The organism is Clostridium nitrophenolicum (assembly GCF_055391695.1).
In genome coordinates, this window is record NZ_AP042469.1 from 4,529,243 (window position 1) to 4,552,846 (window position 23,604).

Annotated in this window: 26 protein-coding genes; all 26 read right to left on the reverse strand. The window is 29.8% G+C overall.

All coding sequences use genetic code 11. The features are described 5' to 3' along the window. Positions 1-110: 110 nt before the first annotated feature. The 26 genes from ACZ5N4_RS21480 to flgL all read right to left on the reverse strand — a co-directional run bounded on the left by ACZ5N4_RS21480 (position 111) and on the right by flgL (position 23,593). Positions 111-1,322: a class I SAM-dependent methyltransferase gene (locus ACZ5N4_RS21480; protein WP_464204529.1), complete on the reverse strand. Its 1,212-nt coding sequence runs from the start codon at positions 1,320-1,322 to the stop codon at positions 111-113. A gap of 161 nt (positions 1,323-1,483) precedes the next feature. Further along, complete coding sequence (locus ACZ5N4_RS21485; protein ID WP_464204530.1) at positions 1,484-2,512, reverse strand: methyltransferase domain-containing protein; 1,029 nt, start codon at positions 2,510-2,512, stop codon at positions 1,484-1,486. Between the two features lie 112 nt (positions 2,513-2,624). Beyond that, positions 2,625-3,974, reverse strand: coding sequence for a glycosyltransferase (locus tag ACZ5N4_RS21490; RefSeq protein WP_464204531.1), 1,350 nt, complete (start codon positions 3,972-3,974; stop codon positions 2,625-2,627). A gap of 20 nt (positions 3,975-3,994) precedes the next feature. Continuing rightward, on the reverse strand, positions 3,995-5,224 hold the full coding sequence (locus ACZ5N4_RS21495; RefSeq protein ID WP_464204532.1) for a glycosyltransferase: 1,230 nt from the start codon (positions 5,222-5,224) through the stop codon (positions 3,995-3,997). 66 nt (positions 5,225-5,290) lie between these two features. Further along, the gene (wecB, locus tag ACZ5N4_RS21500; protein WP_464204533.1) at positions 5,291-6,415 is read right to left on the reverse strand and encodes a non-hydrolyzing UDP-N-acetylglucosamine 2-epimerase; all 1,125 of its coding nucleotides are present in this window, start codon (positions 6,413-6,415) and stop codon (positions 5,291-5,293) included. Positions 6,416-6,428: 13 nt separating this feature from the next. Continuing rightward, positions 6,429-7,280, reverse strand: a complete 852-nt coding sequence (locus ACZ5N4_RS21505; protein WP_464204534.1) for an SDR family oxidoreductase — start codon at positions 7,278-7,280, stop codon at positions 6,429-6,431. After that, positions 7,277-8,281: a polysaccharide biosynthesis protein gene (locus ACZ5N4_RS21510; RefSeq protein ID WP_464204535.1), complete on the reverse strand. Its 1,005-nt coding sequence runs from the start codon at positions 8,279-8,281 to the stop codon at positions 7,277-7,279. The genes ACZ5N4_RS21505 and ACZ5N4_RS21510 overlap by 4 nt, the downstream gene beginning before the upstream one ends. A 38-nt stretch (positions 8,282-8,319) precedes the next feature. Then, positions 8,320-9,465, reverse strand: coding sequence for a glycosyltransferase (locus ACZ5N4_RS21515; RefSeq protein WP_464204536.1), 1,146 nt, complete (start codon positions 9,463-9,465; stop codon positions 8,320-8,322). A gap of 12 nt (positions 9,466-9,477) precedes the next feature. Then, positions 9,478-10,830, reverse strand: coding sequence for a Gfo/Idh/MocA family oxidoreductase (locus tag ACZ5N4_RS21520; RefSeq protein WP_464204537.1), 1,353 nt, complete (start codon positions 10,828-10,830; stop codon positions 9,478-9,480). A 46-nt stretch (positions 10,831-10,876) separates the two neighbouring features. Further along, complete coding sequence (locus ACZ5N4_RS21525) at positions 10,877-11,704, reverse strand: LicD family protein (RefSeq protein WP_464204538.1); 828 nt, start codon at positions 11,702-11,704, stop codon at positions 10,877-10,879. A 301-nt stretch (positions 11,705-12,005) separates the two neighbouring features. Next, entirely contained in the window at positions 12,006-12,845 is an 840-nt protein-coding gene (locus ACZ5N4_RS21530; RefSeq protein WP_464204539.1) for a flagellin N-terminal helical domain-containing protein, read from the reverse strand. Positions 12,846-13,101: 256 nt separating this feature from the next. Next, on the reverse strand, positions 13,102-13,899 hold the full coding sequence (locus ACZ5N4_RS21535; protein ID WP_464211024.1) for an ATP-binding protein: 798 nt from the start codon (positions 13,897-13,899) through the stop codon (positions 13,102-13,104). After that, positions 13,781-14,704: a DnaD domain-containing protein gene (locus ACZ5N4_RS21540; RefSeq protein WP_464204540.1), complete on the reverse strand. Its 924-nt coding sequence runs from the start codon at positions 14,702-14,704 to the stop codon at positions 13,781-13,783. The genes ACZ5N4_RS21535 and ACZ5N4_RS21540 overlap by 119 nt, the downstream gene beginning before the upstream one ends. A gap of 95 nt (positions 14,705-14,799) precedes the next feature. Beyond that, on the reverse strand, positions 14,800-15,402 hold the full coding sequence (locus tag ACZ5N4_RS21545; RefSeq protein WP_464211025.1) for a sigma-70 family RNA polymerase sigma factor: 603 nt from the start codon (positions 15,400-15,402) through the stop codon (positions 14,800-14,802). Beyond that, a complete protein-coding gene (locus tag ACZ5N4_RS21550; protein ID WP_464204541.1) occupies positions 15,395-16,018 on the reverse strand; it encodes an RNA polymerase sigma factor in 624 nt (207 codons plus the stop codon). The genes ACZ5N4_RS21545 and ACZ5N4_RS21550 overlap by 8 nt, the downstream gene beginning before the upstream one ends. Before the next feature lie 270 nt (positions 16,019-16,288). Further along, positions 16,289-16,444, reverse strand: a complete 156-nt coding sequence (locus ACZ5N4_RS21555) for a YvrJ family protein (RefSeq protein WP_464204542.1) — start codon at positions 16,442-16,444, stop codon at positions 16,289-16,291. Between the two features lie 169 nt (positions 16,445-16,613). Then, positions 16,614-16,832, reverse strand: a complete 219-nt coding sequence (locus ACZ5N4_RS21560; protein WP_464204544.1) for a DUF2922 domain-containing protein — start codon at positions 16,830-16,832, stop codon at positions 16,614-16,616. Between the two features lie 32 nt (positions 16,833-16,864). Continuing rightward, on the reverse strand, positions 16,865-17,089 hold the full coding sequence (locus ACZ5N4_RS21565; RefSeq protein ID WP_464204545.1) for a DUF1659 domain-containing protein: 225 nt from the start codon (positions 17,087-17,089) through the stop codon (positions 16,865-16,867). 81 nt (positions 17,090-17,170) lie between these two features. Next, positions 17,171-17,518: a flagellar protein FliT gene (locus tag ACZ5N4_RS21570; protein ID WP_464204546.1), complete on the reverse strand. Its 348-nt coding sequence runs from the start codon at positions 17,516-17,518 to the stop codon at positions 17,171-17,173. Positions 17,519-17,526: 8 nt separating this feature from the next. Then, positions 17,527-20,031, reverse strand: coding sequence for a flagellar filament capping protein FliD (gene fliD / locus ACZ5N4_RS21575; RefSeq protein ID WP_464204547.1), 2,505 nt, complete (start codon positions 20,029-20,031; stop codon positions 17,527-17,529). A 49-nt stretch (positions 20,032-20,080) separates the two neighbouring features. After that, entirely contained in the window at positions 20,081-20,467 is a 387-nt protein-coding gene (gene fliS, locus ACZ5N4_RS21580) for a flagellar export chaperone FliS (RefSeq protein WP_464204548.1), read from the reverse strand. Between the two features lie 181 nt (positions 20,468-20,648). Then, positions 20,649-20,951, reverse strand: coding sequence for a hypothetical protein (locus tag ACZ5N4_RS21585; RefSeq protein ID WP_464204549.1), 303 nt, complete (start codon positions 20,949-20,951; stop codon positions 20,649-20,651). Between the two features lie 54 nt (positions 20,952-21,005). Continuing rightward, complete coding sequence (locus ACZ5N4_RS21590) at positions 21,006-21,377, reverse strand: flagellar protein FlaG (protein ID WP_464204550.1); 372 nt, start codon at positions 21,375-21,377, stop codon at positions 21,006-21,008. Between the two features lie 93 nt (positions 21,378-21,470). After that, entirely contained in the window at positions 21,471-21,686 is a 216-nt protein-coding gene (csrA, locus tag ACZ5N4_RS21595) for a carbon storage regulator CsrA (protein WP_464204551.1), read from the reverse strand. A 49-nt stretch (positions 21,687-21,735) separates the two neighbouring features. Continuing rightward, positions 21,736-22,161: a flagellar assembly protein FliW gene (gene fliW / locus ACZ5N4_RS21600; protein WP_464204552.1), complete on the reverse strand. Its 426-nt coding sequence runs from the start codon at positions 22,159-22,161 to the stop codon at positions 21,736-21,738. 91 nt (positions 22,162-22,252) lie between these two features. Continuing rightward, positions 22,253-23,593, reverse strand: a complete 1,341-nt coding sequence (gene flgL / locus ACZ5N4_RS21605; RefSeq protein ID WP_464204553.1) for a flagellar hook-associated protein FlgL — start codon at positions 23,591-23,593, stop codon at positions 22,253-22,255. Between the last annotated feature and the right edge of the window lie 11 nt (positions 23,594-23,604).

Genomic DNA, 23,604 nt, shown 5'->3' on the forward strand with positions numbered 1-23,604 from the left:
TTCTGCTCCTTATAAAACATTATTTAAACTGTTATTTTTCTATTTTGTAGTAATAATATAATTTAATTATTACTACAAAATAGCTTGAAAATATTATATAAGTATTTGAATTAATGTTCCTTTCTAATCCAAATACTTCCTCCATGAACGGGAATTTTTAACGGCCATTTTTCTAAAAAATTATTCATGTATTTTTGCTCCATCATATTTTGAAAAAATATAATAGAATAATTGGAGTTATTTTGCAAAAAGGCTCTTAAGAGATATAATTCGTTCCAAATCATTCCATCAAGAATCCACTGCTTTGGATATTCAAATGGATAGAAAATATCATGCAAATGAATATACACTCCTTTTTTTAATCTAGGAAAAATTTCAAAAAATAAATAATTTACATCAGAATTAACCTTAGATACATGAGTTGAATCAATAAATAAAACATCTCCACTATCCAATTTTTCAAAAACTTCAAGTGGTATATCCTGCAAACCTTTTTCTATCAAATTAATCTTATCAGTTTCTTTTAAAATAGATTTCAATCTATCAGAATACGGTTCTATAAAAGTTAGTTCTATTTTATTATTTAAATAAAACTCATTAGTATCTAAAGTTACAGCAGATGTATAGCCAGAACCTACTTCTATCATTTTATTAGGTTTCAGAATACGAAGCATACAATGTAATCCAATTGCGTCTGCAGCACTTAAGGTTGGATTCCCATATCTATGTCTTAAATCCGTGGACACAAATTTCATTGAAATATCTTGCCACTCTGGTATTGAATCATACAAATTTGTCATTTGTTTTAGAATGGAAATTTGTTCTTTTTCATTTAAGTTAATATCTAAAACTTCTTTATTCTTATTAAATATATCATCTTGTTTCCTTATAATACTCTCTATTTCTGGATAAAGGGAATAATAATGCCCTATATAAGGAAAATATCTAAATATATTTTCATCTTTAATACAAGGAACAAAACGAAATAATTTTACAAAATCCGGATCAATAACGGCAGGAAATTCATGTTCTTCGAGCTCTTTAATAATTTCTTTCGAATTATTGGGAGAAACAAAAATTGCAACATCATTTTTATATTTACACAGTTCATTTAACGATATACACTGAACTCCATCAATAATTTTTCCCTGTTTCCTCAAATCATTGTCACAAAAGAAATTTACTTTAATATTGCTATTTTGTAAATATTTATTTAGATATAATCCATTCTGACCGGCACCAAATATAGCAATAAACTTTGGCATTTTGTTATTTTGAAATTGTTTAAGTACTAAATTTATTAATACATGACTTAAATTCATAATGTACCCCCCATCACCGAATTAGTAATTTGTTAATTCTATTACTTTTTATTTTATTTAAAATATTAATATATTATCTAAATTTAAACAAATCGTTAAATAATCATTATACTTTCATATATGTTCTATTACCTCTAATAAAATTATTTATAAATATCTTTTCAAAAGTTCATTGTATTTCTGTCTAATTTACATGCTGAAACAGGAAATTCAATAAAATTTTCTATGTTCTGTAAATCTTCGCTACTGCAAACGCAAATTATCATATTAGGTTTTGAAGGCTTGTTTAATCTGTTGTATATAATTCCATCTAAATCCTGATAAAATATTTCAGCATTAGGAAAATGTTCAAAGCTTTTCTCGCATATATTTGTAATTATGTGATGAGAATTGCTACTTGAATCTTCCTTATATGGAACATCAAAAATTAACCTTTTCGTCCATTTAGTTTTCAAAGCAACATCTAAACCATCAGTTATATGCTCTAAAACTCCACGTGAAATTACATAGTCAAATGGTTTCATATTTTCAACAAACTTAACCAAATCCATCTGATTATATTGAATATTGTCTTTATAATAATGCTTTAAAGCATACTCGATACCATCTTTTGAAATATCAACTCCAAGTATTTTGGAGTTTTTTAGTTCTGATAGAGTTTTACAACCATGACCAACACCACATCCCAAATCTACTATATTCATTTTTTCTTGCAAGCTCGTAAGCATATCAAATTCAATAATTTTTTTAAAGAAAATATAAGAACTTCTATGCCTTATATCTTCATCTATGTCATGGCTAACTCCAAAAATAAGCCTTTCTCCATCATTATAAACTATTTTTTCAAAATCTGTTAATTCTCTACGTATTGCATCAACAATACAAGGAAATTTGTGATCCTCAAGTATTTTAATAATCTCTTGTGATTCATTTGGTGAAACAAAAATTATTAAATCACTTTTATATTTATTCAATTGATCTAACGATATACATGTAACCCCATCAATAATAGTTTCCTGCTTTTCTGAGTTATTATCACAAAAAAAATTCACTTTAATACCGCTATTTTGTAAATATCTATTCAGGTATACCCCATTTTTACCTGCTCCAAATATTGCAACATATTTATTTGCTTGGGTATTTTTTAATTTATCGATTATTCTATTAATCAACATGTAATTTAAATTCATAGTACCCTCCTAATTAGATATTGTAATTATTGAAAATATCTTTACTGTTTTACATTTAATTTTCTATTATAAAATCCTATACTTTGATGTGAATATATGAAATTATCATTCTTTATACTATTTTATTTTTATTCAACTTATCTTCATAATACTTACAAATATCAAAGATTGTTTGATTGAATATATTTATTAAAGTTAGTGTTTCTGGTGATGAGTAATCTAAGCTTTCAATATTTTCTAATGCAGTAATCCATTTTACCGGAGGTACATTAAATAGTTCACCATCTATTTCTTGTTTAGTTGTTATATAAGGAAATTTCTCTGATTTAAGTTGTTTTATAATTTCAGTTGGTGTTCTATTGGCAATAATCACCAAGGTATCTTCCTTTTTTTCCTTGAGTTGATCTGGTGTTATGCAATAAATATTGTCAAAAATATAGCCCCACTTTTCTGAATTATTATCTGAAAAAAAGTCTACAGAAATAAGTTTTGAACGTAGCTCTTGATATAGTCTAATTCCATACTCTCCTGCTCCAAAAATACATATATGATTAGCTTTATTTTTAGACAAAGATTTTATATATCTATCTAATTTTGATAATTGTTCTGTAATATTATCTGGAATACTTGCTTCTTGCAGCTTTTCATTTGCGTACATATAAGCTTCTTTCATTTTTCCTCCTTTAAAAAAACAGCACATTCTATGATAAAAATTATAAGGGCTACCATATATAGAGCTCATTTCTTGTTCAGTTAAATCTTTTAGAAAACCAATGTGTAATTGACATCTTTCAGTATTATGGCACTCTAGAATTCGACTACCTTGAGAATTGTGTATTCTTGCTAAAACCAATGGTTCAGCTATATAAATTGTATTTTGAGAACGCATTATCCGAAACCATAGATCATAATCTTGTGTTGTTATTAAGTTTTCATCGAAGACTCCAACTCTATCAAAATGGCTTTTGTGAATTAGTAAACTACAGCCATGTATTAACCCTTGTAATACTGGAAAAACTGAATTGGTTAATTGATTAATGGAATATACTTTGTTATGCGCAACACGTGTCACATTTTGTGAATTTACATCTAATAAATCATAATCACTCCAAACAATTTTTGTCATGTTACCATCTTCATATAAGGCTCTCATTTGCTTTTCAATTTTATTTGTATAATACATATCATCATGAGAAAGCCAAGAAAAATATTCTCCCCTCATATTTTTGATGGCTAAATTAAGTGCTGTTGCAACTCCACCGTTTTTCTTATAAAAATAGCGAATCTTATTGCCATAGGATAACGCTATTTTCTCGGTCTCTCCATTGTCATTGGAGCCGTCATTTATCACAATAACTTCAATATTAGGATATGTTTGACTAAGTGCACTGTCTATTGCTTCTTTTAAATAATTACTTCCATTATAAACAGGTATTATAATTGATACCAAAGGCTTGTACATAACTTTACCTCTTTCGATGATTATTTTTTATTTCTACTTAGAATTTCTTCGTATAAATTTATATGAGCTTTAACGTAATTTTTGTAACTATAAAACTTTTCAGCAAGTTTTCTACCTTTTTTACCTCTCCACTCACACTCTTTAGGATTTTTAATAAGTTTTTTAACTGCACTTGTTAATTCATCAACATCTTTATACGTCACGGCAATTCCACATTCAGGTGCAAATGTTATTTCTTTTAATACAGTATTATCAAAAACAATAACCGCACATTCAGATGCCATGGCTTCTATTGCCATCAATCCAAAAGACTCAGCTAAAGATGGCATTAAAAAAATATCTGAAGCTGTATAAAACTTATATAGTATATCCATATCATTTTGCCACCCTAATTCAATAACATTATACTTCTCAATTATATGTTTAGGTAATTTTTCAAATCCAACTGTGAGAATTGTTACACGTTTTGATTGGTCTAGTTTCTCTAACATTTCTATTATATATTTTAAACCTTTTATTTTGTTTGAATCAGCCCTAAAGCCTAAAACAAAATTGTCTTTACAGATTCCAAAATCTTTTTTTGCCTTTTCTTTATTAAAATTTTTAAAATATTCTACATCAATACCAAAGGGGATTTTGTGTATATTTTTAAATTTATACGTTAAAGGACTATTTATTATGTAATCTTCCATAAATTTCGATGAAACTACAATATCAACATTCATTTTATTATATGTAAGTTTTTTTATATTCCACATGTGCGAAGCTTTATCAACCTGCATAGGAAAAACAGAGTCCTTGAGTTTTGGGCAATGTAAACAACCATTTTTCCACCCTGTACAATCTATAGGATGAATACAGTGACCTGTAACAACCCAAGGATCATGGATAGTCCAAACAGAAGATTTTAATCTAGTTAACTTTTCAAAGTCTTGTATAGAAATAAAATAGTTGTGAATTAAATGGTAATGTACAATTTGAGAATTTTTAAATAAAGAATGTTCAGCTAAAACTTTGCCATATGGATAAAGCAAATTAGCCATACTTAATTGGTATTCAAGACTTCTTAAAATGCTTCTGATAAATCTCTCATTATTATTCAATAATGAAACCGTAGTTTTTTCGTATCCTAATTTTTCTAATACTAGTTGGTATGCATTATGACCTAATCTATTTAAATCTAATTGCAAATCGTGTCCATTAAATTTTCGTCCCATTAAGTCACAATTACTAACTTGAATAATATCCATAATGTAGCACCTCTCAAATTGTTTTAACAATACAATCTAATATTATTAAAAAATTAATTTAACTACTTACTTTCCCCAAACTTTTTTATCTATAATTTTAGTATAGCTCTGTATAATTTTAATCACAGTTGAGGAAACATTTTTTTCTAAATAATCTGGTACAATAGAGCCTAGATCTCTATCCTTTGACATTTTACTGGCAAGTTCCACAGATTGCAACACTTGTTCCTCTGTAATTCCACCAATAATAAAACAACCTTTGTCTAAGGCTTCTGGCCTTTCTGTAGATGTTCTTATACTAACAGCAGGGAATTTACAAATTGAACTTTCTTCAGGCAATGTTCCACTATCAGATACTACACAAAAAGAATTTTGTTGAAGAAAGCTATAATCCGTAAAGGAAAATGGTGGAAGCTGTTTAACAAGTGCATGAAATTTAAACTGATGTTTATTAATTAAATTTGCACTACGTGGATGAACTGAATAAATTACAGGAATCTGATATTTATCTGCCATTGCGTTAATAGCATTCATTAAACTAAGAAAGTTTTCTTCTATATCTATATTCTCTTCTCTATGTGCTGAAAGAATAATATATTTTCCCTTTTTAAGCGATAATTTTTCTAATATTTTACTATTTTCAATTTTGCTTTTATTAGCATAAATCACCTCTGCTATAGGTGATCCCGTAACATAAATATGTTCTTTACGAATTCCCTCTGCTAACAAATATCGTCTAGCATGTTCAGTATAAGGTAAATTCACATCAGAAATATGATCTACAATTCGTCTATTTATTTCCTCCGGAAGATTTTCATCAAAGCAACGATTTCCTGCTTCCATATGAAAAATTGGAATTTTAAGTCTTTTAGCCGCAATAGAAGCTAATGCTGAGTTCGTATCACCTAATATTAATAAAGCATCTGGTCTAACTTCTAACATTATATCGTAACACTTTGCAATAATATTGCCCATTGTATGTCCTAAATTATCACCAACTACATTAAGATAATAGTCTGGTTTTCTAAGCTGTAAATCTTCATAAAAAATTTCATTTAAATTATAATCATAATTTTGTCCAGTATGAACAAAAACATGTTGAAAATATAAATCAGCTTTCTTTATTAATTCAGAAAGCCTTATAATTTCTGGTCGAGTTCCTACAATAGTCATCAATTTTAACTTTTTCAAAGTATGTGCCTCCTTAAAAATAATGTGGATATAACTCTTTGTGATCTAAAATCCACATTTTAGTGTCTTGAATCATTTTTTCATAAGCTGGAACAGTAAAATGAAAATCATTCCTATTATTTAACAAAGATTTATCTACATCAATAGACTCATTAGGTAAAATATTAATTGGAGTCTTTCTCAAATATAAATTAAAAAGTTTTAAAAGTTCAAATTTACTAATTGTTTCATTATTGACGAGATGATATATTCCACATATATTTTGCTCTAACGCCATTTCAAATGCTTGAGCTAATGTTATTGTCGACACACCTGTCCAAATCGCAGATGTAAAACCTTCAACTGTATTATTTTGATTTAAAAACCAATTTAATAATCCAATTCCATTCTTTTTTCTATCAGGTCCTATTATTGACGTTCTTATAGTTAGATTTTTTTCATCATTAATTTCTCCTAATGCTTTCGTTCTTCCATAAAGAGTATCACTATCCCTAAAACTATTTTCGCTATAGTAACCACTATTGCCAGAAAAAACACAATCTGTACTTAAATGAATTAGTTTTGTTTTTTTATTTTTTAAACTTTCTGAAAGAAAGTTTGGAAGATAACTATTTAAATAAATTGCATCTGATATATTTTTATCAACTTCTTTATTAAGAAGTCCAATACAATTAATTACAGCATCAAATGAATATAGATTGATAGCATTTTTCAAATCATCTTTATTTAAAGCATTTCCAATAATATTTTGGCAATATGAAAGTGGAGTTTTTGAAAATCCCACAACATTATGTCCCTTCTCTTTCAAGTAAATTGTTGTAACATGTCCTGCCATTCCACCTGCACCTAAAACTAATATATTCATCTACTTAACTCCTTTTGTATAAAGTCTAACTTTAATAGTTTATCTTTTACTTGTTCAACATTTAAAATTTTTGTATTATTTGAATTAAATTCTGTGATTAATGGCTTTTCAAGTTTACCCACTTCAAAATATTTAGAATAGTTTAAATCTCTATTATCTGCTGGCACCTGATAGTAATTTCCCAAATCTATTGCATGCATACTTTCTTCTTTAGTAAGTAAGGTTTCATAATTTTTCTCTCCATGTCTTATCCCGATGTATTTTATTTCATTATTCGCATTAAAAATTTCTTTTACTGCTTGTGCTAAAACTGCAATAGTACATGCAGGAGCCTTTTGTACCATTATATCTCCTGTCTTAGCATTTTCAAAAGCAAATAAGACAAGTTCTACTGCTTCATCAAGACTCATAATAAATCTTGTCATATTTGGATCAGTAATAGTTAGTTCCTTTCCCTGTTTAATTTGCTCTACGAATAATGGAATTACTGATCCCCTTGATGCCATTACATTACCATATCTTGTTCCACATATAACAGTTTTATCAGTAGTACGAGATTTAGCTACAAATATTCTTTCCATCATCGCTTTACTAATACCCATAGCATTGATTGGATAAGCAGCTTTATCTGTGGAAAGGCAAATTACTTTTTTAACTCCCTCTGCTATAGCAGCAGTTAAAACATTATCCGTACCTAATACATTAGTTTTAACTGCTTCAAGAGGAAAAAATTCACAAGACGGTACTTGCTTTAACGCCGCTGCATGAAATATATAGTCAACCCCGAACATAGCATTTTGAACACTTTGTAAGTCTCGTACATCTCCCAAATAAAATTTAATCTTACTATTATTATAAAATTTTCTCATATCATCTTGCTTTTTTTCATCTCTTGAGAAAATACGAATTTCTTTAACATCTATATCTAAGAAACGCTTTAAAACTGCATTCCCAAAAGAGCCTGTCCCACCTGTAATCATTAAAGTCTTGTCTCTAAACAAAGCATTTTCACTCCTTTAGTTATCAACGTGATATTTAATTAATCTCTAGCACTATTACATAATTTTGAAATATCTTCTCCAGAGTATAGTTTTTCTATAATTTTAATTTGTTCTCTCAAATCATAGCCCGCTTTTAAAATTAATTCATCATTCTTTTTGCGCTCATATCCTTTTGCGACTTTCTCAATCGCTTCTATCCAATCAGAAACTGAGTTTGAAATATAGTTCAAATTAGGAGTAATTTTAGCTTCTTTAGGAACACCTTTACTTGTAAGGCATTTTAAACCTGATGCTTGTGCCTCTATTAACACTAATCCTAATCCTTCAAAATGAGAAGGCAATAAAAAAACATCCATTGCCTGTAACAATTCTGGTACGTCCGTACGTTTTCCCATAAATAACACTACATCTTCTAGCTCATATGCTTTTATCTTGTGACGAATATTCGCTTCTAGCTCTCCGCCACCTATAAGCATTAATCTTGAGTTAGGCATTTTTTCATAGATTCTCTTAAAAATATCAATAATCATCTTATGGTTTTTCGAATAGGTAAATCTGCCAATATGACCAATAACAAAACATTCGTCAAGCCCTAATTCTTTACGATACTTCTTTCTAACGTTAGGTGAAAAACTGTATTTAGATACATCAATAGCATTTTTTAATATGTTAATGTTATTTCTAGAAATTTGCTCTCCAAATAGCCAATCTGCAGCGAGCCCTGAACAAGCACAAAAGTCTGTAGCATACTCTTTTGGAAGAGTATTTTTATAAAAGTTATGTTTTTTTATGTATTCATTTCTCTTTTTATTATCCGATATATCAATCATTGTACTGTGTGAATGTATAATTACAACAGGACATTTTCTTTCCATAGCTAATTTTTCAACTAAGTATCCCTTCCAGAAAGATGTATGTAAATGAATAGCATCATAGCCTTCATCTAAAATCTTATTAAATTCTTTAATAAATTGTTCTTCATTTTCTTCTGATGAACATGATAAATAATGAATTTTACATCCTTGGGTTACAAGTTCATTTGCAAAATCCAAATTTTTGCTTCTTGTTGCAAAATCAAACTGAAAGCGACTTTTATCAATAAATCTCCAATTTTGCAATGCATATTGTGTAATTCCACCTCGTGCATTAGCAACAGGAAATTGTAATACCTTAATTTTTTTCATATCAGCCTCTCTTTAATATTCCATTACATATGTATTATCTTTTTTTAAAAATGCTTCTATTATGCCTACTATAGCAATTGATTCTTCTGCTGTTAATTTAAATCCTTTTTTATTGTTTCCATTTATCATAGATATAAAATCGCTCAATTCATATCTAAGACCTTCCCCTGCAAACTTAGAAAAAAATTTTTCATTTTGCTCTTGATTTTCATGTCTTACTTCAAAATATTGAGTTTTCCACCAAGGTGCTTCAACATAGATATAACCTTGAGTTCCTGAAATTAAAAGCTGTCCTTCTGATTTTACACCTAGTCCAACTTTTGCAGTTGATATAGAATTGTTATAACCAATATGTATTTTAGTATATAAGTCTACTCCACTTTTATTTATAACAGTTTCAAATCTTAAATCTTTATAGCCTAAACCTAATAGTTTTATGATTGCAAGCAGAGGATAACTAGCAAGTTCTGTAACACTTCCACCATCTTCTTTTACATTTAATTCTCTGATATTTCCTGATACTAATTTTGTAAAACAGCCCTCTACATCTTTTATTTGACCAATTCTTCCACTTTTAGCTATTGATAATAATTGTAAAAATCCTGGAGCATATGCTGTTTTAATTCCTTCAAGCAATATAAGATCTCTTTCTTTAGCAATCCTATATACTTCTTCTGCTTGTGCCGCTTTTAAAGCCACTGGCTTTTCACATAATACATGTTTATTATGTTTTAATGTTTCAAGTATGTACTCATAGTGCGTATTATGAGGTGATGCTATATAAACTGCATCTATTCTTTCAAAAAAAGTTTCTAAATTATCTGTGTAAAATTTTAACTCAAATTGCTCTGCAAATTTTTTTGCACTATCAACACGTGGATTATATACACCTTCTAAATTGCTTCCACTTACATATTTAACTTCTGGCACAAATCTTTTGGCAATTCTACCGCTGCCTATAACACCCAATCTAACAATCTTATAATTCTTCTGTCGCATCATAGTACTAGAAATACCTTTTGTACGTTCTAAATAAACAACATCACAATATTGCTTTAAAAAATCAAATTTATCTTTCCAATCTGAACCTACTGTAAAAATATCTACATCATACTTTTGAATATCCTCAATTTTTTGTCCCTCATGATCTTCAATTATAATCTCATCAGCAAATCCAGTTTTTTTAACATTTTCTATTCTCTGCATAAGTGAATCAATAACATTCATTTTCCCTCTATATTCATCATACTGTTCTGTTGTTATACCTACAATTAGATAATCACCTAATTCTTTTGCACGTTTTAATAGTTTATAGTGTCCATCATGAAATAAATCAAAAGAACCATAAGTAATTACTTTTTTCATAATATATCATCACTCCATTTTTCGTTTTTTTAAATTAAATATATTTTTATGATGATAACTTATATTTTGCAAAAGAATGTCCTTGTCTTTGCTCTACAGGAGGAAATTTTCGGTAATCCCCAAACTTAAAAGTTAAATACTCATCATAATCTTTTACTCCTGGAAAATAATGCCCCTCAAATTGTATATCTTCAAGTTCTTCATACCATTTGCTGTAATATCCATAAAACCCGTTATTAGGGGTAGGAAAGGTTAATATTCTCACCATCTTTGTTTTCTTTTTATTACTTAGCTTCATCAAGACTTCATACATATAGAAAATAAAATCTCTAGGTATAATAGTAATGCATGAATAAATTAATCTCATAAGTATATTTTTATCAGATTTTGCACCCACTTTTGACCAAAGCATTTTTCTAACTATAGTGCATGCCAAATCATGTAGCTTTCTAATGTATAGACGATCAGGAACATTATCCAATGGAAATATATCAATAAAAACCCCAGTTGCATAATTCATATGTTCTTGCCCCTTACGTACAAACTCTGTACCGACACGTCTAATTTTACCATATCCCCATCTATATTCTTCAGTGTTTGTATGTGTTTGTAAAAAAAATCTTTCTCTATCTAATTCACTTTCACACACCTTGCAGAACTTTTCATATTCAGTACGGAGCATCGCAACATCAGCATCATCATCCCATGGTATGTATCCTTTATGACGTACTGCTCCTAACAAAGTTCCTGCTATAATGCAATATTTTATATTGTGCTTTTTACAAATACGATCAACTTCAATAAGCATTTCTAGTTGTATTAATTGCATTTTCCGTAAATCTTCTGAAGGCATAATCTTATATTCAGTATTCATATATGAATCATCCTTATTATGTATTTTTCTTCATTTTTAACAATCATAGCAATGCTAAGCTTCATTGTTTTTCGCTCCTAAAGCTAGAATTTGTCTAATTTATTTATCGTATTTTGTAAAAATTACTTAAGATAAAGGTGGAGATTAAAATCATAAGACTTAAAATTCATAGTCAAAATACAAAAATTTTTCTACATACAAATAAAGTCCCTTGTATGAAATATAAAATTGAGTTTGAAAAAAGGTTTTAAATAAAAAGAAGTCAAGAATTACCTTGACTTCTTTTTTATTCAATTTATAATTATCTTAATAATTGAAGTACTCCTTGTGGAGCTTGGTTAGCTTGTGCAAGCATTGCTTGAGAAGCTTGTTGTAGAATGTTGTTCTTGCTAAAGTTCATCATTTCTTTAGCCATATCTACATCTCTAACTCTTGATTCTGCTGCTTGTAGATTTTCAGAAGCATTATCTAAGTTAGCTATTGTATGTTCTAATCTATTTTGATATGCACCTAATAATGATCTACCACTTGATATTGTTTTTAAATTATCGTCAACTGTTTTAATAAATGCAGTAGCTTTAGTATGGTCAGCTACTTCACCCTCTTTGTCTTTTAATGCAGTAACTATAGTGTCTAATTTTATACCATCAGTTGTAAAATCTAATTCCATAGCTTGATCTTTATTAGATCCAACTTGTATTTGTACTTTACCACTAGTTCCTGCTGTACCATCTAAAAGATTTTGTTCATTAAACTGAATGTTTTTATTTATTCTTTCTAACTCTAGTCCTAATTGTTTAACTTCTTTTCCTATAGCAGTTCTATCAACTGAAACGTTAGTATCATTAGAAGCTTGAACTGCTAATTCTCTCATTCTTTGAGCTATAGAATGTGCTTCGTTTAAAGCTCCTTCAGCTGTTTGGATCATTGAGATACCATCTTGAGCGTTTCTTGAAGCTTGATCAAGACCTCTTATTTGGGCTCTCATCTTTTCAGAAATTGAAAGACCTGCAGCATCATCTCCAGCTCTGTTTATTCTTAAACCTGAGCTTAATTTTTCCATTGATTTTGCTGAATTTCCAGTGTTGATTCCCATATTTCTATGAGCGTTCATAGCATTAAGATTGTGATTAATTATCATAATTAATTCCTCCTTGATTTTTAAAGTGCACTTCCTTGCGCACTGTTTATTTATTTTTAAAAGTCATTAATGACTTTTAAATCTTAACTAATAATTTTATCGTAGCTGTTAGTAATTACTTTATATCTATATTAAAATTTTTCTGGATTTTTTTACCCTTGTACTAAATTTTTCGTAAATTACTTTTATTACTTTATACTATTTTAAAAAATATTTTACTTTAAAATAGATTTTAATTAGCTTCTAAATATATTTTTCAATTCCTAATTCTAAAGTTATTCTCTTTTCCCTGAATTTCTATAGTATAATCTTTACACATCTCAATAATTCTACTTCCCACTCCTTCATCAAAATACAACAACCTTTCTGCAGTAAACTCTGAAGATATAATAATAGGCAAGTTATTCATATACCTATAATTTATAATCTCAAAAATTATATTAATATCCGCCTCACTAATCTTCCCTTTAAATAAATCATCTACAATAAGTACTTCCGAAGCTTTGTATCTTCTTAAAGAGTTAGCATAGTATTCCTCATCAAGTATATTTTGCTTTAATTTTAAAATTTCATCTCTATAAGACATGTACACTACAGGAATTCCCTTAGCTAAAAGATTTAATCCAATAGCAACACTTAGATGAGTTTTACCACTACCAACTTGTCCTAAAAAAGCTATACTGTTTCTTCTACTCTCCCTTATATTGTTAAAATTTTTAAAATAATCTATGGAAGATCCCTTAATCTTTTCTGTTGTATTATTATAGGGTTTATAATTACCGAAGGTAAGTCTATTTCTCTCTGTTTCTATCCCTGATGCTCTCCATAGTATTTTGCTTTTGTCCACATCTTTACAGCTGCAAAACTTAATAGTATCCTGCTCCTTTGAGTTATGCCTTATAATATACCCACTGCCACCGCACAATGGACAAACTTCAGATGATTCCTTTAAAATCTGCATTTGTTGAAACTTTTGGCTCTGGAGGCTTGTACCCTGACCATTTTCCTTCTGATTTTTGCGTATCCTTTGAATCACAGCATTTATTCTTCCCATGGTTTCCTGTAAATCCTCCATTAATACAATCCTCCCTGTATTTTTTGTAGCTTTCCATAAATGCCTCCGCTTCAGCTTTACTCTTTATTCCGTTATCCTTCCAGTTGTACAAAACCTTCTCAATATACCTTAAGTTTCTCGCATTAGCATTTATAGCCTGCTCCATTGCAAATATTATAAGCTCAAAATCCTTAAATTCCTCTGCAAAGTATTTTAATCTTTCAAGCTCATAGCCCCCTGGCAGTCTTATATTTTCACTGTAGAAAACTATGATTTTCTTCAAATCAACTCTGTCCAGTTTGTCCCTATCATTATCATCACTATGTGTAATCTCTGTAGTATTATATGGTATTAGTTTATCAGAATTTGATGCATCATCGGGCAATTTTGACCCAATGGAAGGATCAGTTTCGCCTTCCATTGGGTCATTTATAACCGTAGATTGTTCCTTTTCATCGAATTTATCTTTATGTTCCTCAAAAAACTTTTCAAGTTTATCATAAGCTATTGTGTACCACTTAGTTTTGTCCATTTTACATTTGTTAAAATTACTTGATAAAACTATCCCTATAGCTTCAAGCTTTTTTATAGCCTTTTTTATGGTGCTTGCAGATAAAAAGCCTATTTGCTTATGCCACTGTTCATAGCTATTGTATACCCAAGGCCTACCTTCTAATATATTATTACTTCTCTCTAACCAATAATGAATTTGATTCAATACTATACTTTCATTAAGTCCCAAAAGCTGTGCCAACTTAGGATTAAAAATCATTATACTTTCATCATTTATTAGTATACTGCTCAAATTTAACACCCCCAATTATTCAGTTGACAGAGGACAATTGACAGCTGACAGTGTAAGAAAATCACCCATAGCTATCCACTTTCCACTATCAACTGTCAACTAAAAAATTTCCTCAGTTTTTCTATTGCCCTTGTCTTTCTTTTTACAACTGTAGTTCTGTTAAGTCCCTTTAGCTCTGCATATTCCTTTATAGTTCTTTGTTTAAAATAAACCCAATCTATAATCTCTCTTTCCTTAGTGGATAGCATATTTAATGTAGCTCTAAGTATAGTTATTTCTTCTTTTAAAATAGCTGCCTCCTCTACATTTTCATCTGATACTAAATATTCAATAATTTCTATACCATCTTTAGTTAGGCTATTTAAACTACAACTAAATTTTTCATTATTCTTTTTACTAATCACCTTTCTTAACTCTCCATTGAAGGAGTTTTGTATTGCTGTTTTTGCATATGAAAGAAAGGGAACATTTTTGCTACAATCATACTTATATACAGCATTAATTAGGGCTATATTCCCTATTTGAACTAAATCCTCTAGCTGATGTTCCTTTATATAAATTCTAACTGCATTTTTTATTATTAAAGGTTTGTACATTTTCAAAATAATTTCCAGTGACTTTTTATCTCCACCCTGTGCCTCTTTTATAATCTCAGTTAACTCTAGATTATCTATCTCAATCCCTCCATAACTAGAAATTTATCATATATTTTTTTGCTAGTTTATTTTTATCTGGGTTGTTTCGGAGTTTCTTAATAGCCTTACTAACATATGATCTTACAGTTGCCTCTTTATATTTCTTTCTTTTTGCATATTCCTCAATTGTTTCAACCTCACTCAATTGGCACTGAAGGGCATCTCTTTGTTTCTTGCTAAGCCTCGGCATTAGTTCCTTATATATTAATTCTTCATTTGTAATTTTAACTATTACATATTCTTCAACTCGAATCATATCTGACGAATACTTTGTAATGTTTGTACTTTTATAGCATTCATTTAAGGAGCTTATCTTATATGATGGCTTAACATAATCTCTTAAAAATCTTAGACAACAATTTTTTATAAGCACATTTATATAAGCACAGAATTGTTTGGGATCTATACCTTCAAATTCATGAATTCCATCAAGTATCTCATCTTCTACCATAGTTATATAATCAAAGTAGTACTTATTCCCACAGCTGCTACCTATATATCTTTTATATAAGTTGTTAGTATAATCTATAAACATTTCTTTCAGCTTTATGTAGGCTTCATATTTTCCCCTTTTTACATCTTCAATTAGTTTTTTTAATTCTTTTTGATTAATTTTCATTTTGCTTCTCTCCTTTTCTCCTTTTCTCCTACTCATCTACTGCATATGTAATAGATAAAAGTTTTTAATATTAAATAACTTATATATTTATTGGAATTAATTGTTTATCTACTATACATATACATTTTTTGATTATTTTGTTGCAAATAATTTAAATTTTTTTCCAACAATTGCATGACATTTTTCTTGAGTTATATGTAAAAACTTGCGATATATGACTGCTTTTATTGCATCAACAAAAATAAGGTAGGACTTTTTAAAAGTCCTACCTTATTTCTCACTGAATTTATTATTTATAACAGCGGATAAATTATTTATACTTGTTGTAAGTACTTCCAATTTACTTTCTAGCCGTACAAGGAGATATACGGATACAGCTATTGGAAAACCTACATTTCCTATCATAGTCAATAGATCTGCGTTCATATAAATAACTCCTTTATTTGAGAAGTTGAAAGTTTAGAATTTACAGTTAACAATTATAAAACTTTTTCCTACTTTTGTCGGAAAAATAATTGATTTAGATAACTACTTACCCTAATGTGAATATTAAAAATTACCAATTTAGATTACCTCTGAATTAGCTCTCTATATTCTATTTCACCTCAAAATCAGAAGTTGTTTTGTCAATTAATTGAGCAGAATCCTTTGACTTTAAGTCTCCACCAGAGCTTGCAAATATGTTTTTTGCAATTATAGCATCCATAGCTGCTTTAGCTTCCACCTCTGTTATATCTTCCTTTACATTATTGACCCTTATAGATATCTTCTTTCCCTCTTCATTTAAGAAATTCATAACTAATGTTTTACTCATAAACATAACCCCCTAATATTTTTACTTTAACTTTATGCGTTAATTATTCCGCTTTGATCTTCTCTAAGCACTTCATCTAGTGTTTTTCCTAGGAGCTTTCCTATTTCCACTGCTGTGTCAAATAAGGCTTGCTCTGTGGCTGTAGTTTTTATTTTTGCAAACCTCTGTTTTTTAATTATCTCCTTTCCATTTTTGTCCACACCGTCCTTGTATTTGATGACTAGTGTGCTGCTTAGTTTTGTTGTTGTAGCTGCCATATTTATCAACCCCTTTCACCTAATATATACGACCTTTACTAAAAAAGGTGACAAAAAAAGAGGCCTAAGCCTCTTAGCAATTTATATTGTTTTATTAAATATCCTAGAATTGCTATATATGCCCTTATTGTACATATTACTGGCATTTTTAGCATTTGATATTTTATTTATCTCTTTTCTTACGCTTTCTCTTCTTTTTAGCATTATTTCTGAAAGCTTTTTTTGATACACCAGTATTTGCAGCTCTTCTGCAGTTTCCGAAAATTCCTGCTCTGTATAGTCTAATTTACTAATACGGTCTATAGTTTGCTGTCTTTTATTTAATAGGCCTTCAAGAGCATCGAAATCTTCTTTTTCAAGACTTTCTATAAGCTTTAGAGTATCTGCATTATAAGTCTCGAGCTGTTTTTTTAGCTCTATATTTTCCATAATACCACCTATTTACTTCCGAGCTGCTGAGCTAACCATGCCTGCTGTGAATTCATCTTACTCATAGCTGTTTCAAGAGCAGAAAACTTTTTATAATAGTTTTCTTCTTTTACCTGTAATGCTTTCTCCATATTTGATATTGCAGTTAATTTTTCCTTAATTCTATCTGTAAAAGCATTATTATATTCCGTAGAGTCTCCCTTTATTCCAGCTTTTTTTATAAGTGTACCCTTACCATTAAAGGTTCTAGTATAATCCTGCATTATATCGTTTAATCTTTGAAATATACCTTCTTCATTATATCTTGTTTGTCTATCTGCTGCAGCATTAATATCCTTTGAATCGCTAGCTATATAGCTAGGTTGAGAATTTGATTTTTTAATAAATATATTCATGACCTTATCTGGATTGTTTTGTATTGCAGTTCTTAACTTTTCCTCATCAATAACTATTTGTCCGCTCTTAGACAAATCATTAGTTGTTGATAATCCTATGTCATTAAGTGAAATACCAGCATCCTTTACTGCATCATAAAATGATGTTCTCATTTTAGTGAGCATCGATTGTAGGTCACTATCATTAGAGATTATACCCTGCTTAGCTTTATCTTCCCATTTTTTTATATCGTCATCCTTCATATCTGCTTTTTGGGAATCCGTCAAAGGTTTATAAGTGTACTGTTTCTTTTCACTTATTTTGTCATTTATACCTTGAATAAGTGAATTGTATTGATTTATAAAATCTTTAACCTTATCTACTATTTTGTTTGGATTTCCTCCTGTAGTAAAGCTTGTCTCTCCTATGTCTTTTAGACTGTATGAGATACCATCAATTGCAAAATCATTGGAGGCCTGATATACTGTTGTCTTTGGTTGGCCTGGTTCAGTAATTTCAACTTGAGCATCTGTACCAGTAGCGTTCACTGCTCCTCCAAATAATGTTCCTACAAAGCTTCCTGTGGTGTCTGAAGCTGATATAGTCTGTGCAGCCCCTGTAGCTTTGGATGTTATAGAAAAACGTTTTGTAAGCTGACTATAGCTTATATCCACATTTTCTTTTGTTTCAATGTCGCTTATAATATCATTTAAAGTCTTTTTTGAATCTGCTCCACCTAAACTATAATTAAATGTAGTATTATTAATTTTAAAACTTATATCTCCTGCTCCAAAAATATTTGCTGCTTTCTCATTTAAGTTCATAGACAAGTTTACACTATTTCCAAAGCCAAGAGCCGTTGATGCACTTCCGCTTACATTTATTTGATCTGACACCGTTGATTTAAATACAATGCCTGTTCCATCAGCAGATTTTTCAGCGGATACCTTACCATTTAAATTTGCATTGTTTGAAATTGCATAATTAATTGAACTTATAACCTTATCCCAGGCATCAGAATCTGTAGAGTTATAAGGAATATCAAGTGCACTTGTATGATCTGTTTGGTCAAATAAATTTAAGGTTTCAGCAGAGTTGTTGCCAATTTTTATACTTAATGAATTATTGCCAAAGGCAGAAGATAACACTTTGTCATATGATACAGTATTAGTTGCTGCATCTACATTTGGTTTATAACCTTGAGTACCAGTAGATAAAGAAAAATCTTTTTCATATTTACTTATAATAGCTGATGTACTTCCTGATGTTACTGAAGTTCCATCTACAGTAACGTCGCTTGTATAAGTATTGCTAAATTTAATTCCGTTTCCACTGTCTGAAACTACAGCTTTAAATTTATTTGCATCTACTCCTGCAGCAGATAGTTTACTATTGATTTGTGTGGCCAATGCACTCATTGAATAAGTTCCATCGTTTAAAGTTATAGTTTTTGCACCGCTTCCATCACCTAAATCTACAGTAAATGTCTTTGCAGCATCTCCCGTACTTATTTTTAATATTGATTCAAATTTTATATTTTTACCTGTAGAATCTACTATTGCTCTTACATTATCTTTTAAATCCGCATCTTCAGCTATCTTTGAATTCACAGCAGAAGCCAATGAAGATGGATTATAAGAACCTTCTGCTATATTGATTGTTTTAGTATTACCTCCAACAGTAATCATAAGCTCATCGTTATTTCCTTTATTAATGGTAACTGGAGGTGTACCTGTCGCCATTGTTTTGGTATTAAGAATAGTTGTACCAACTTTGCTAGCATTAGTAGCCATGTTAATAACATTTATTTTATAATTTCCAGCAGCAGCACCTGAACCTGCTTTAATTGATACACTAGTTCCAGAATTAACACTTGTCTCAAATCCTGAAAATGTATTTTCATTTAGTATAGAGCTCGAGCTTAATATATCAAAATTCTTACTAGAAAAAGCTTTTAAAGTGTTTATTTGATCTCTGTAAGCATCCTGAGTCCATTGAAGGTAAGTTTGCTGCTGTTTAAGCTTATCCTGCTTCAATCTTTCTGCATCCATTAGCTTCTTAACCATTGAATCTACATCCATACCTGTTGCCATACCCGTAATTCTAAGTCTACTAACTGCTCCACTTATATCACTCATTTTTATATCCTCACTTTCCCTTTAATATTTACTTAATTTTAATCAATTACTACTTGGATCCCTTTGATATTTGGTAAGCCTGATTCCAAGTATCTCTTACCTCTTCGATTAAGGGAATAACCTCGTCCATTATTGCTATATCCTTCTTTACATTTGCTTGTACAAGTCTTCTCACTATAAAATCATATATACTCATAAGAGAATTAGTCCACTCTCCACCTTTGTTTACATCAAGCGTAACTATAAGTTCATAAAATATATTCTGAGTTTTTACTATATTTTCATGAGCCTTTTTTACATCTTTATCTAAAATAGCCTGTCTTCCCATTTTAGCAAACTTTACAGACCCATCTAACAGCATAAGTAATAACTGCTCTTTTGATGCATAGTTTACACTATTGGTTTTATATGCATTATATGCGTTTTGTGCATACATATACTTAACACTCCCTTTTTTTAAGTTGAGAGTTGAGAGCTGAAAATTAAAAGTTAATGAAGTTATTCTTAACTTTCCCCTCTTGACCCTTAATTTAATTATCGTATGTAAATTTACTTTATTTAATAAAAAACTGAGAATTAAGGTTTATTATATTAAATAAATCTTAATTCTCTAGCGATTATCTTCTTACATCTAAAATATGACCGGCTTCTTCATCTTTAGCTTGGCTTTCTATTTCCTCTTTATAAGCTGAAACTTCTACTTCCTGTACTTTTACTGCATCTACAGATAATATTTTTTTTTCTTTTTTCTTTTTTTGTTTTTCTAATTCAGAATCAAAGCTCTCTTGATTGTTATTTTTTTTGTTCTGATTATCCTTATTTATTACTATTCCGCTTTTAGTATGAATCTTACCAGCACTTGTAGTTTCCTTCACTCTTTGACGCACTTCTGGGTCTATTTTATTTAACCTAAATTCCATAGAAACACCCCCTTAAGTGAATAATCAGTATTTTAGCACTGAGCAGTAATGCTTTTATGCTTTGTCATCTACAAAGAGACCAGCTAATTCACAGAGTTTGTCTACCATATCGATTATTTTCTTCGGTGGAACTTCCTTAATAACTTCTTTAGTAACATCGTCAACAATTTTTATAGTCATATCTTTATGTCTTCCATATGACTCATATTCAATATGAGTTGCCTTATCTTCAAAAAGCTTATTTAATTTATCTATGGCCTTTTTTACATCTTTATCACTTATTCTTTTCACTTCATTATTGCTATTTTCATCAAATTTCAAACTATTATTTTGCTGTGAATATTCCGCATTTATTATATTATCTACTGTTACATGATTAAGATCTAAAGATGTTTGTCCTCCTTGACTAACACTTTTAACTTCCATGCTATACACTCCTTATAAAAATCTTAAATTCTGATTATATTAATACCATCAGAAAACATCGGATAAAATTAGCAGTAGACAAAATCCGTTACTCTATTTTCTTATATTCTTTAAAACACTTAGATCCGCAGCCGCTGCATTTTTATTTTCTGCCTCTATTTCTTTATATAGTTCTTTCCTTAAAATTGTTATGTTTTTAGGTGCAGATATGGAAAGTTTTACAGAGCCATCATCTATTTTTACTACAGTTATTTCTACGTCTTCACCAATAAGCAGCGACTCACCTTTTTTTCTGCTAACTACTAACACTTAACCATCTCCTTAGAGTCTTTCGTCTCCATATACGATTCCTAAATAATTATTCCCTAAATAGTGGATATTTAATATCATAATTTGGATTATCTAATATTATTTGTTCACCTAATCTTCTTTTTATATTAATTACAATTGGAGCTTTTAGGTTTATTGTTATATCTTCTATTTTAGAGCTTAATGTTACTGTATTTAAAATAAATACATCTTCATGACTTTCCAATTCAAGCTCTTTTGCTTTTTCTTCTTTTAAATCAAATTCATAATCTTTTATAAAAAGAAAAGGTGAAACTACTACAATACCTATATCCTCATCTTCCACAGAGTGGAGTATGCTGAATACCTCATTTTCCTCTACTGGAAACAAAATAAACTTTTTTAATTTTTCAAAACCGGGAAGTCCCTTTTTAAATTCTACTATGTCTTTTTCTTCATATTCCTTTACACCATGATACTTTGTATTTAATTTCATACTTAACAACCCCTTTTTTTAGTGGACAGTTGACAATTGAGAGTTGACAGTGAAAAATAAACTATTAGCTCTACACTGTCCTTTTATTTTCTTATCTCATATAGTCCATAAGTGTTGGTTGAAGCACTTTAGCACTGGTTTGTAGTGATGCTAAATATACTGTCTGCATAACTGCAAATTCCATAGTTTTTTCAGTTATATCTATATCTTCTGTTTTAGATAGTATATCTGTCATATTGAAATTTGATTGCTCATTTTGGTCTTTAGCACTGTCCATTCTGTTTTGCATAGCACCAACCTCTGAACGAACTTTTAATATTTGAGACATTGCATCATCTATGTCTCCTAAGTCACCTGTTGTAAGTTTATTTGTTGCATCTGCAGAAATGGAAGTTCCAGTATCATCTTTACCATCAAGATGATTTACTATTCTCTGAAGAAGATTTCTTATATCATCTTCACTTCCATCTTTCTTTTTATAGCTTATAACGCTTTCTGCAGAAACATTATATTTTACTAATACCCCTTGAGAAATTTCTGTTTGCCTGTTTGATTTTATCATTCCCAATTGAATTGCATCTTGTGAGGCTGGGTCAGTACTATTAGGATCTAATTCTGTTCCGTCTCCTTTTAGGTATACAAGTTTTGTATTACCTGAGGATTCACAATCAAAGGTATAAGTGGTTCTCTGTGTAGGATCCGTAGCATTGGTCTTATTTCCCATATCAGCTGGTATTGTGAAAGTTAATCCATTTCCTATATCAAAGGTACCATCGCTTTTAGCGCTTGGTGTAGACACTAGTTTATAAGTAGTCCCGCCGTCTGTGCTTTTTAAAACATTTACCTTTGTAACCTTTGGTGGAGTAGAAGCATCTACAGCTGCTGCTTCTATTTTAAAAGTTACTTTTCCAGAACCATAAAAAGTTCCAGATACACTAGCGTCACCACCGGTAGTAACCTTTGTTACTGAACCGACCTTAGAATCTGTTACAGCATCTACAGGCTTTGTTGTAGCTCTTGTTCCACCAAATATATACTCACCATCAAAGCTTGTATTTAATATTTGAGAAATTTGCCCTATCCTTTGGTTTATTTCGTCTTTTATCTTAGTTCTTTCTTCTGAACCATAGGCTGCATTTCCTGCTGAAACTAACTTTTCTCTTATTGATTGAAATACATTCCCTAACTGTCCCAATGATGTATCCGTAGTATCCATCCAATTTATTGTATTAGTTATATTTTTATTATATTGCTTATTTGCACCTATTGACGTATGCATCTGCATTGACCTTGATACATTAAAGGGGTCGTCTGAAGGTTTTGCAAAGTTTTTTCCTGTCGTCATTTGTTGTTGAATAGTTTTTAAACTCTGCATATTTCTATTCATATCACTTAAAAAATTATTTGAAAGCATTTTATTTGTTACACGCAACTTTTATCACC

Excerpts from the sequence above, each read along its gene's own strand:
- ACZ5N4_RS21480 (WP_464204529.1), bottom strand. The coding sequence starts at position 1,322 with ATGAATTTAAGTCATGTATTAATAAATTTAGTACTTAAACAATTTCAA.
- ACZ5N4_RS21485 (WP_464204530.1), bottom strand. The coding sequence starts at position 2,512 with ATGAATTTAAATTACATGTTGATTAATAGAATAATCGATAAATTAAAA.
- ACZ5N4_RS21490 (WP_464204531.1), bottom strand. The coding sequence starts at position 3,974 with ATGTACAAGCCTTTGGTATCAATTATAATACCTGTTTATAATGGAAGT.
- ACZ5N4_RS21495 (WP_464204532.1), bottom strand. The coding sequence starts at position 5,224 with ATGGATATTATTCAAGTTAGTAATTGTGACTTAATGGGACGAAAATTT.
- ACZ5N4_RS21505 (WP_464204534.1), bottom strand. The coding sequence starts at position 7,280 with ATGAATATATTAGTTTTAGGTGCAGGTGGAATGGCAGGACATGTTACA.
- ACZ5N4_RS21515 (WP_464204536.1), bottom strand. The coding sequence starts at position 9,465 with ATGAAAAAAATTAAGGTATTACAATTTCCTGTTGCTAATGCACGAGGT.
- ACZ5N4_RS21520 (WP_464204537.1), bottom strand. The coding sequence starts at position 10,830 with ATGAAAAAAGTAATTACTTATGGTTCTTTTGATTTATTTCATGATGGA.
- ACZ5N4_RS21525 (WP_464204538.1), bottom strand. The coding sequence starts at position 11,704 with ATGAATACTGAATATAAGATTATGCCTTCAGAAGATTTACGGAAAATG.
- ACZ5N4_RS21530 (WP_464204539.1), bottom strand. The coding sequence starts at position 12,845 with ATGATAATTAATCACAATCTTAATGCTATGAACGCTCATAGAAATATG.
- ACZ5N4_RS21535 (WP_464211024.1), bottom strand. The coding sequence starts at position 13,899 with ATGGGAAGAATAAATGCTGTGATTCAAAGGATACGCAAAAATCAGAAG.
- ACZ5N4_RS21550 (WP_464204541.1), bottom strand. The coding sequence starts at position 16,018 with ATGAAAATTAATCAAAAAGAATTAAAAAAACTAATTGAAGATGTAAAA.
- ACZ5N4_RS21555 (WP_464204542.1), bottom strand. The coding sequence starts at position 16,444 with ATGAACGCAGATCTATTGACTATGATAGGAAATGTAGGTTTTCCAATA.
- ACZ5N4_RS21560 (WP_464204544.1), bottom strand. The coding sequence starts at position 16,832 with ATGAGTAAAACATTAGTTATGAATTTCTTAAATGAAGAGGGAAAGAAG.
- ACZ5N4_RS21565 (WP_464204545.1), bottom strand. The coding sequence starts at position 17,089 with ATGGCAGCTACAACAACAAAACTAAGCAGCACACTAGTCATCAAATAC.
- ACZ5N4_RS21570 (WP_464204546.1), bottom strand. The coding sequence starts at position 17,518 with ATGGAAAATATAGAGCTAAAAAAACAGCTCGAGACTTATAATGCAGAT.
- fliD (WP_464204547.1), bottom strand. The coding sequence starts at position 20,031 with ATGAGTGATATAAGTGGAGCAGTTAGTAGACTTAGAATTACGGGTATG.
- fliS (WP_464204548.1), bottom strand. The coding sequence starts at position 20,467 with ATGTATGCACAAAACGCATATAATGCATATAAAACCAATAGTGTAAAC.
- ACZ5N4_RS21585 (WP_464204549.1), bottom strand. The coding sequence starts at position 20,951 with ATGGAATTTAGGTTAAATAAAATAGACCCAGAAGTGCGTCAAAGAGTG.
- ACZ5N4_RS21590 (WP_464204550.1), bottom strand. The coding sequence starts at position 21,377 with ATGGAAGTTAAAAGTGTTAGTCAAGGAGGACAAACATCTTTAGATCTT.
- fliW (WP_464204552.1), bottom strand. The coding sequence starts at position 22,161 with ATGAAATTAAATACAAAGTATCATGGTGTAAAGGAATATGAAGAAAAA.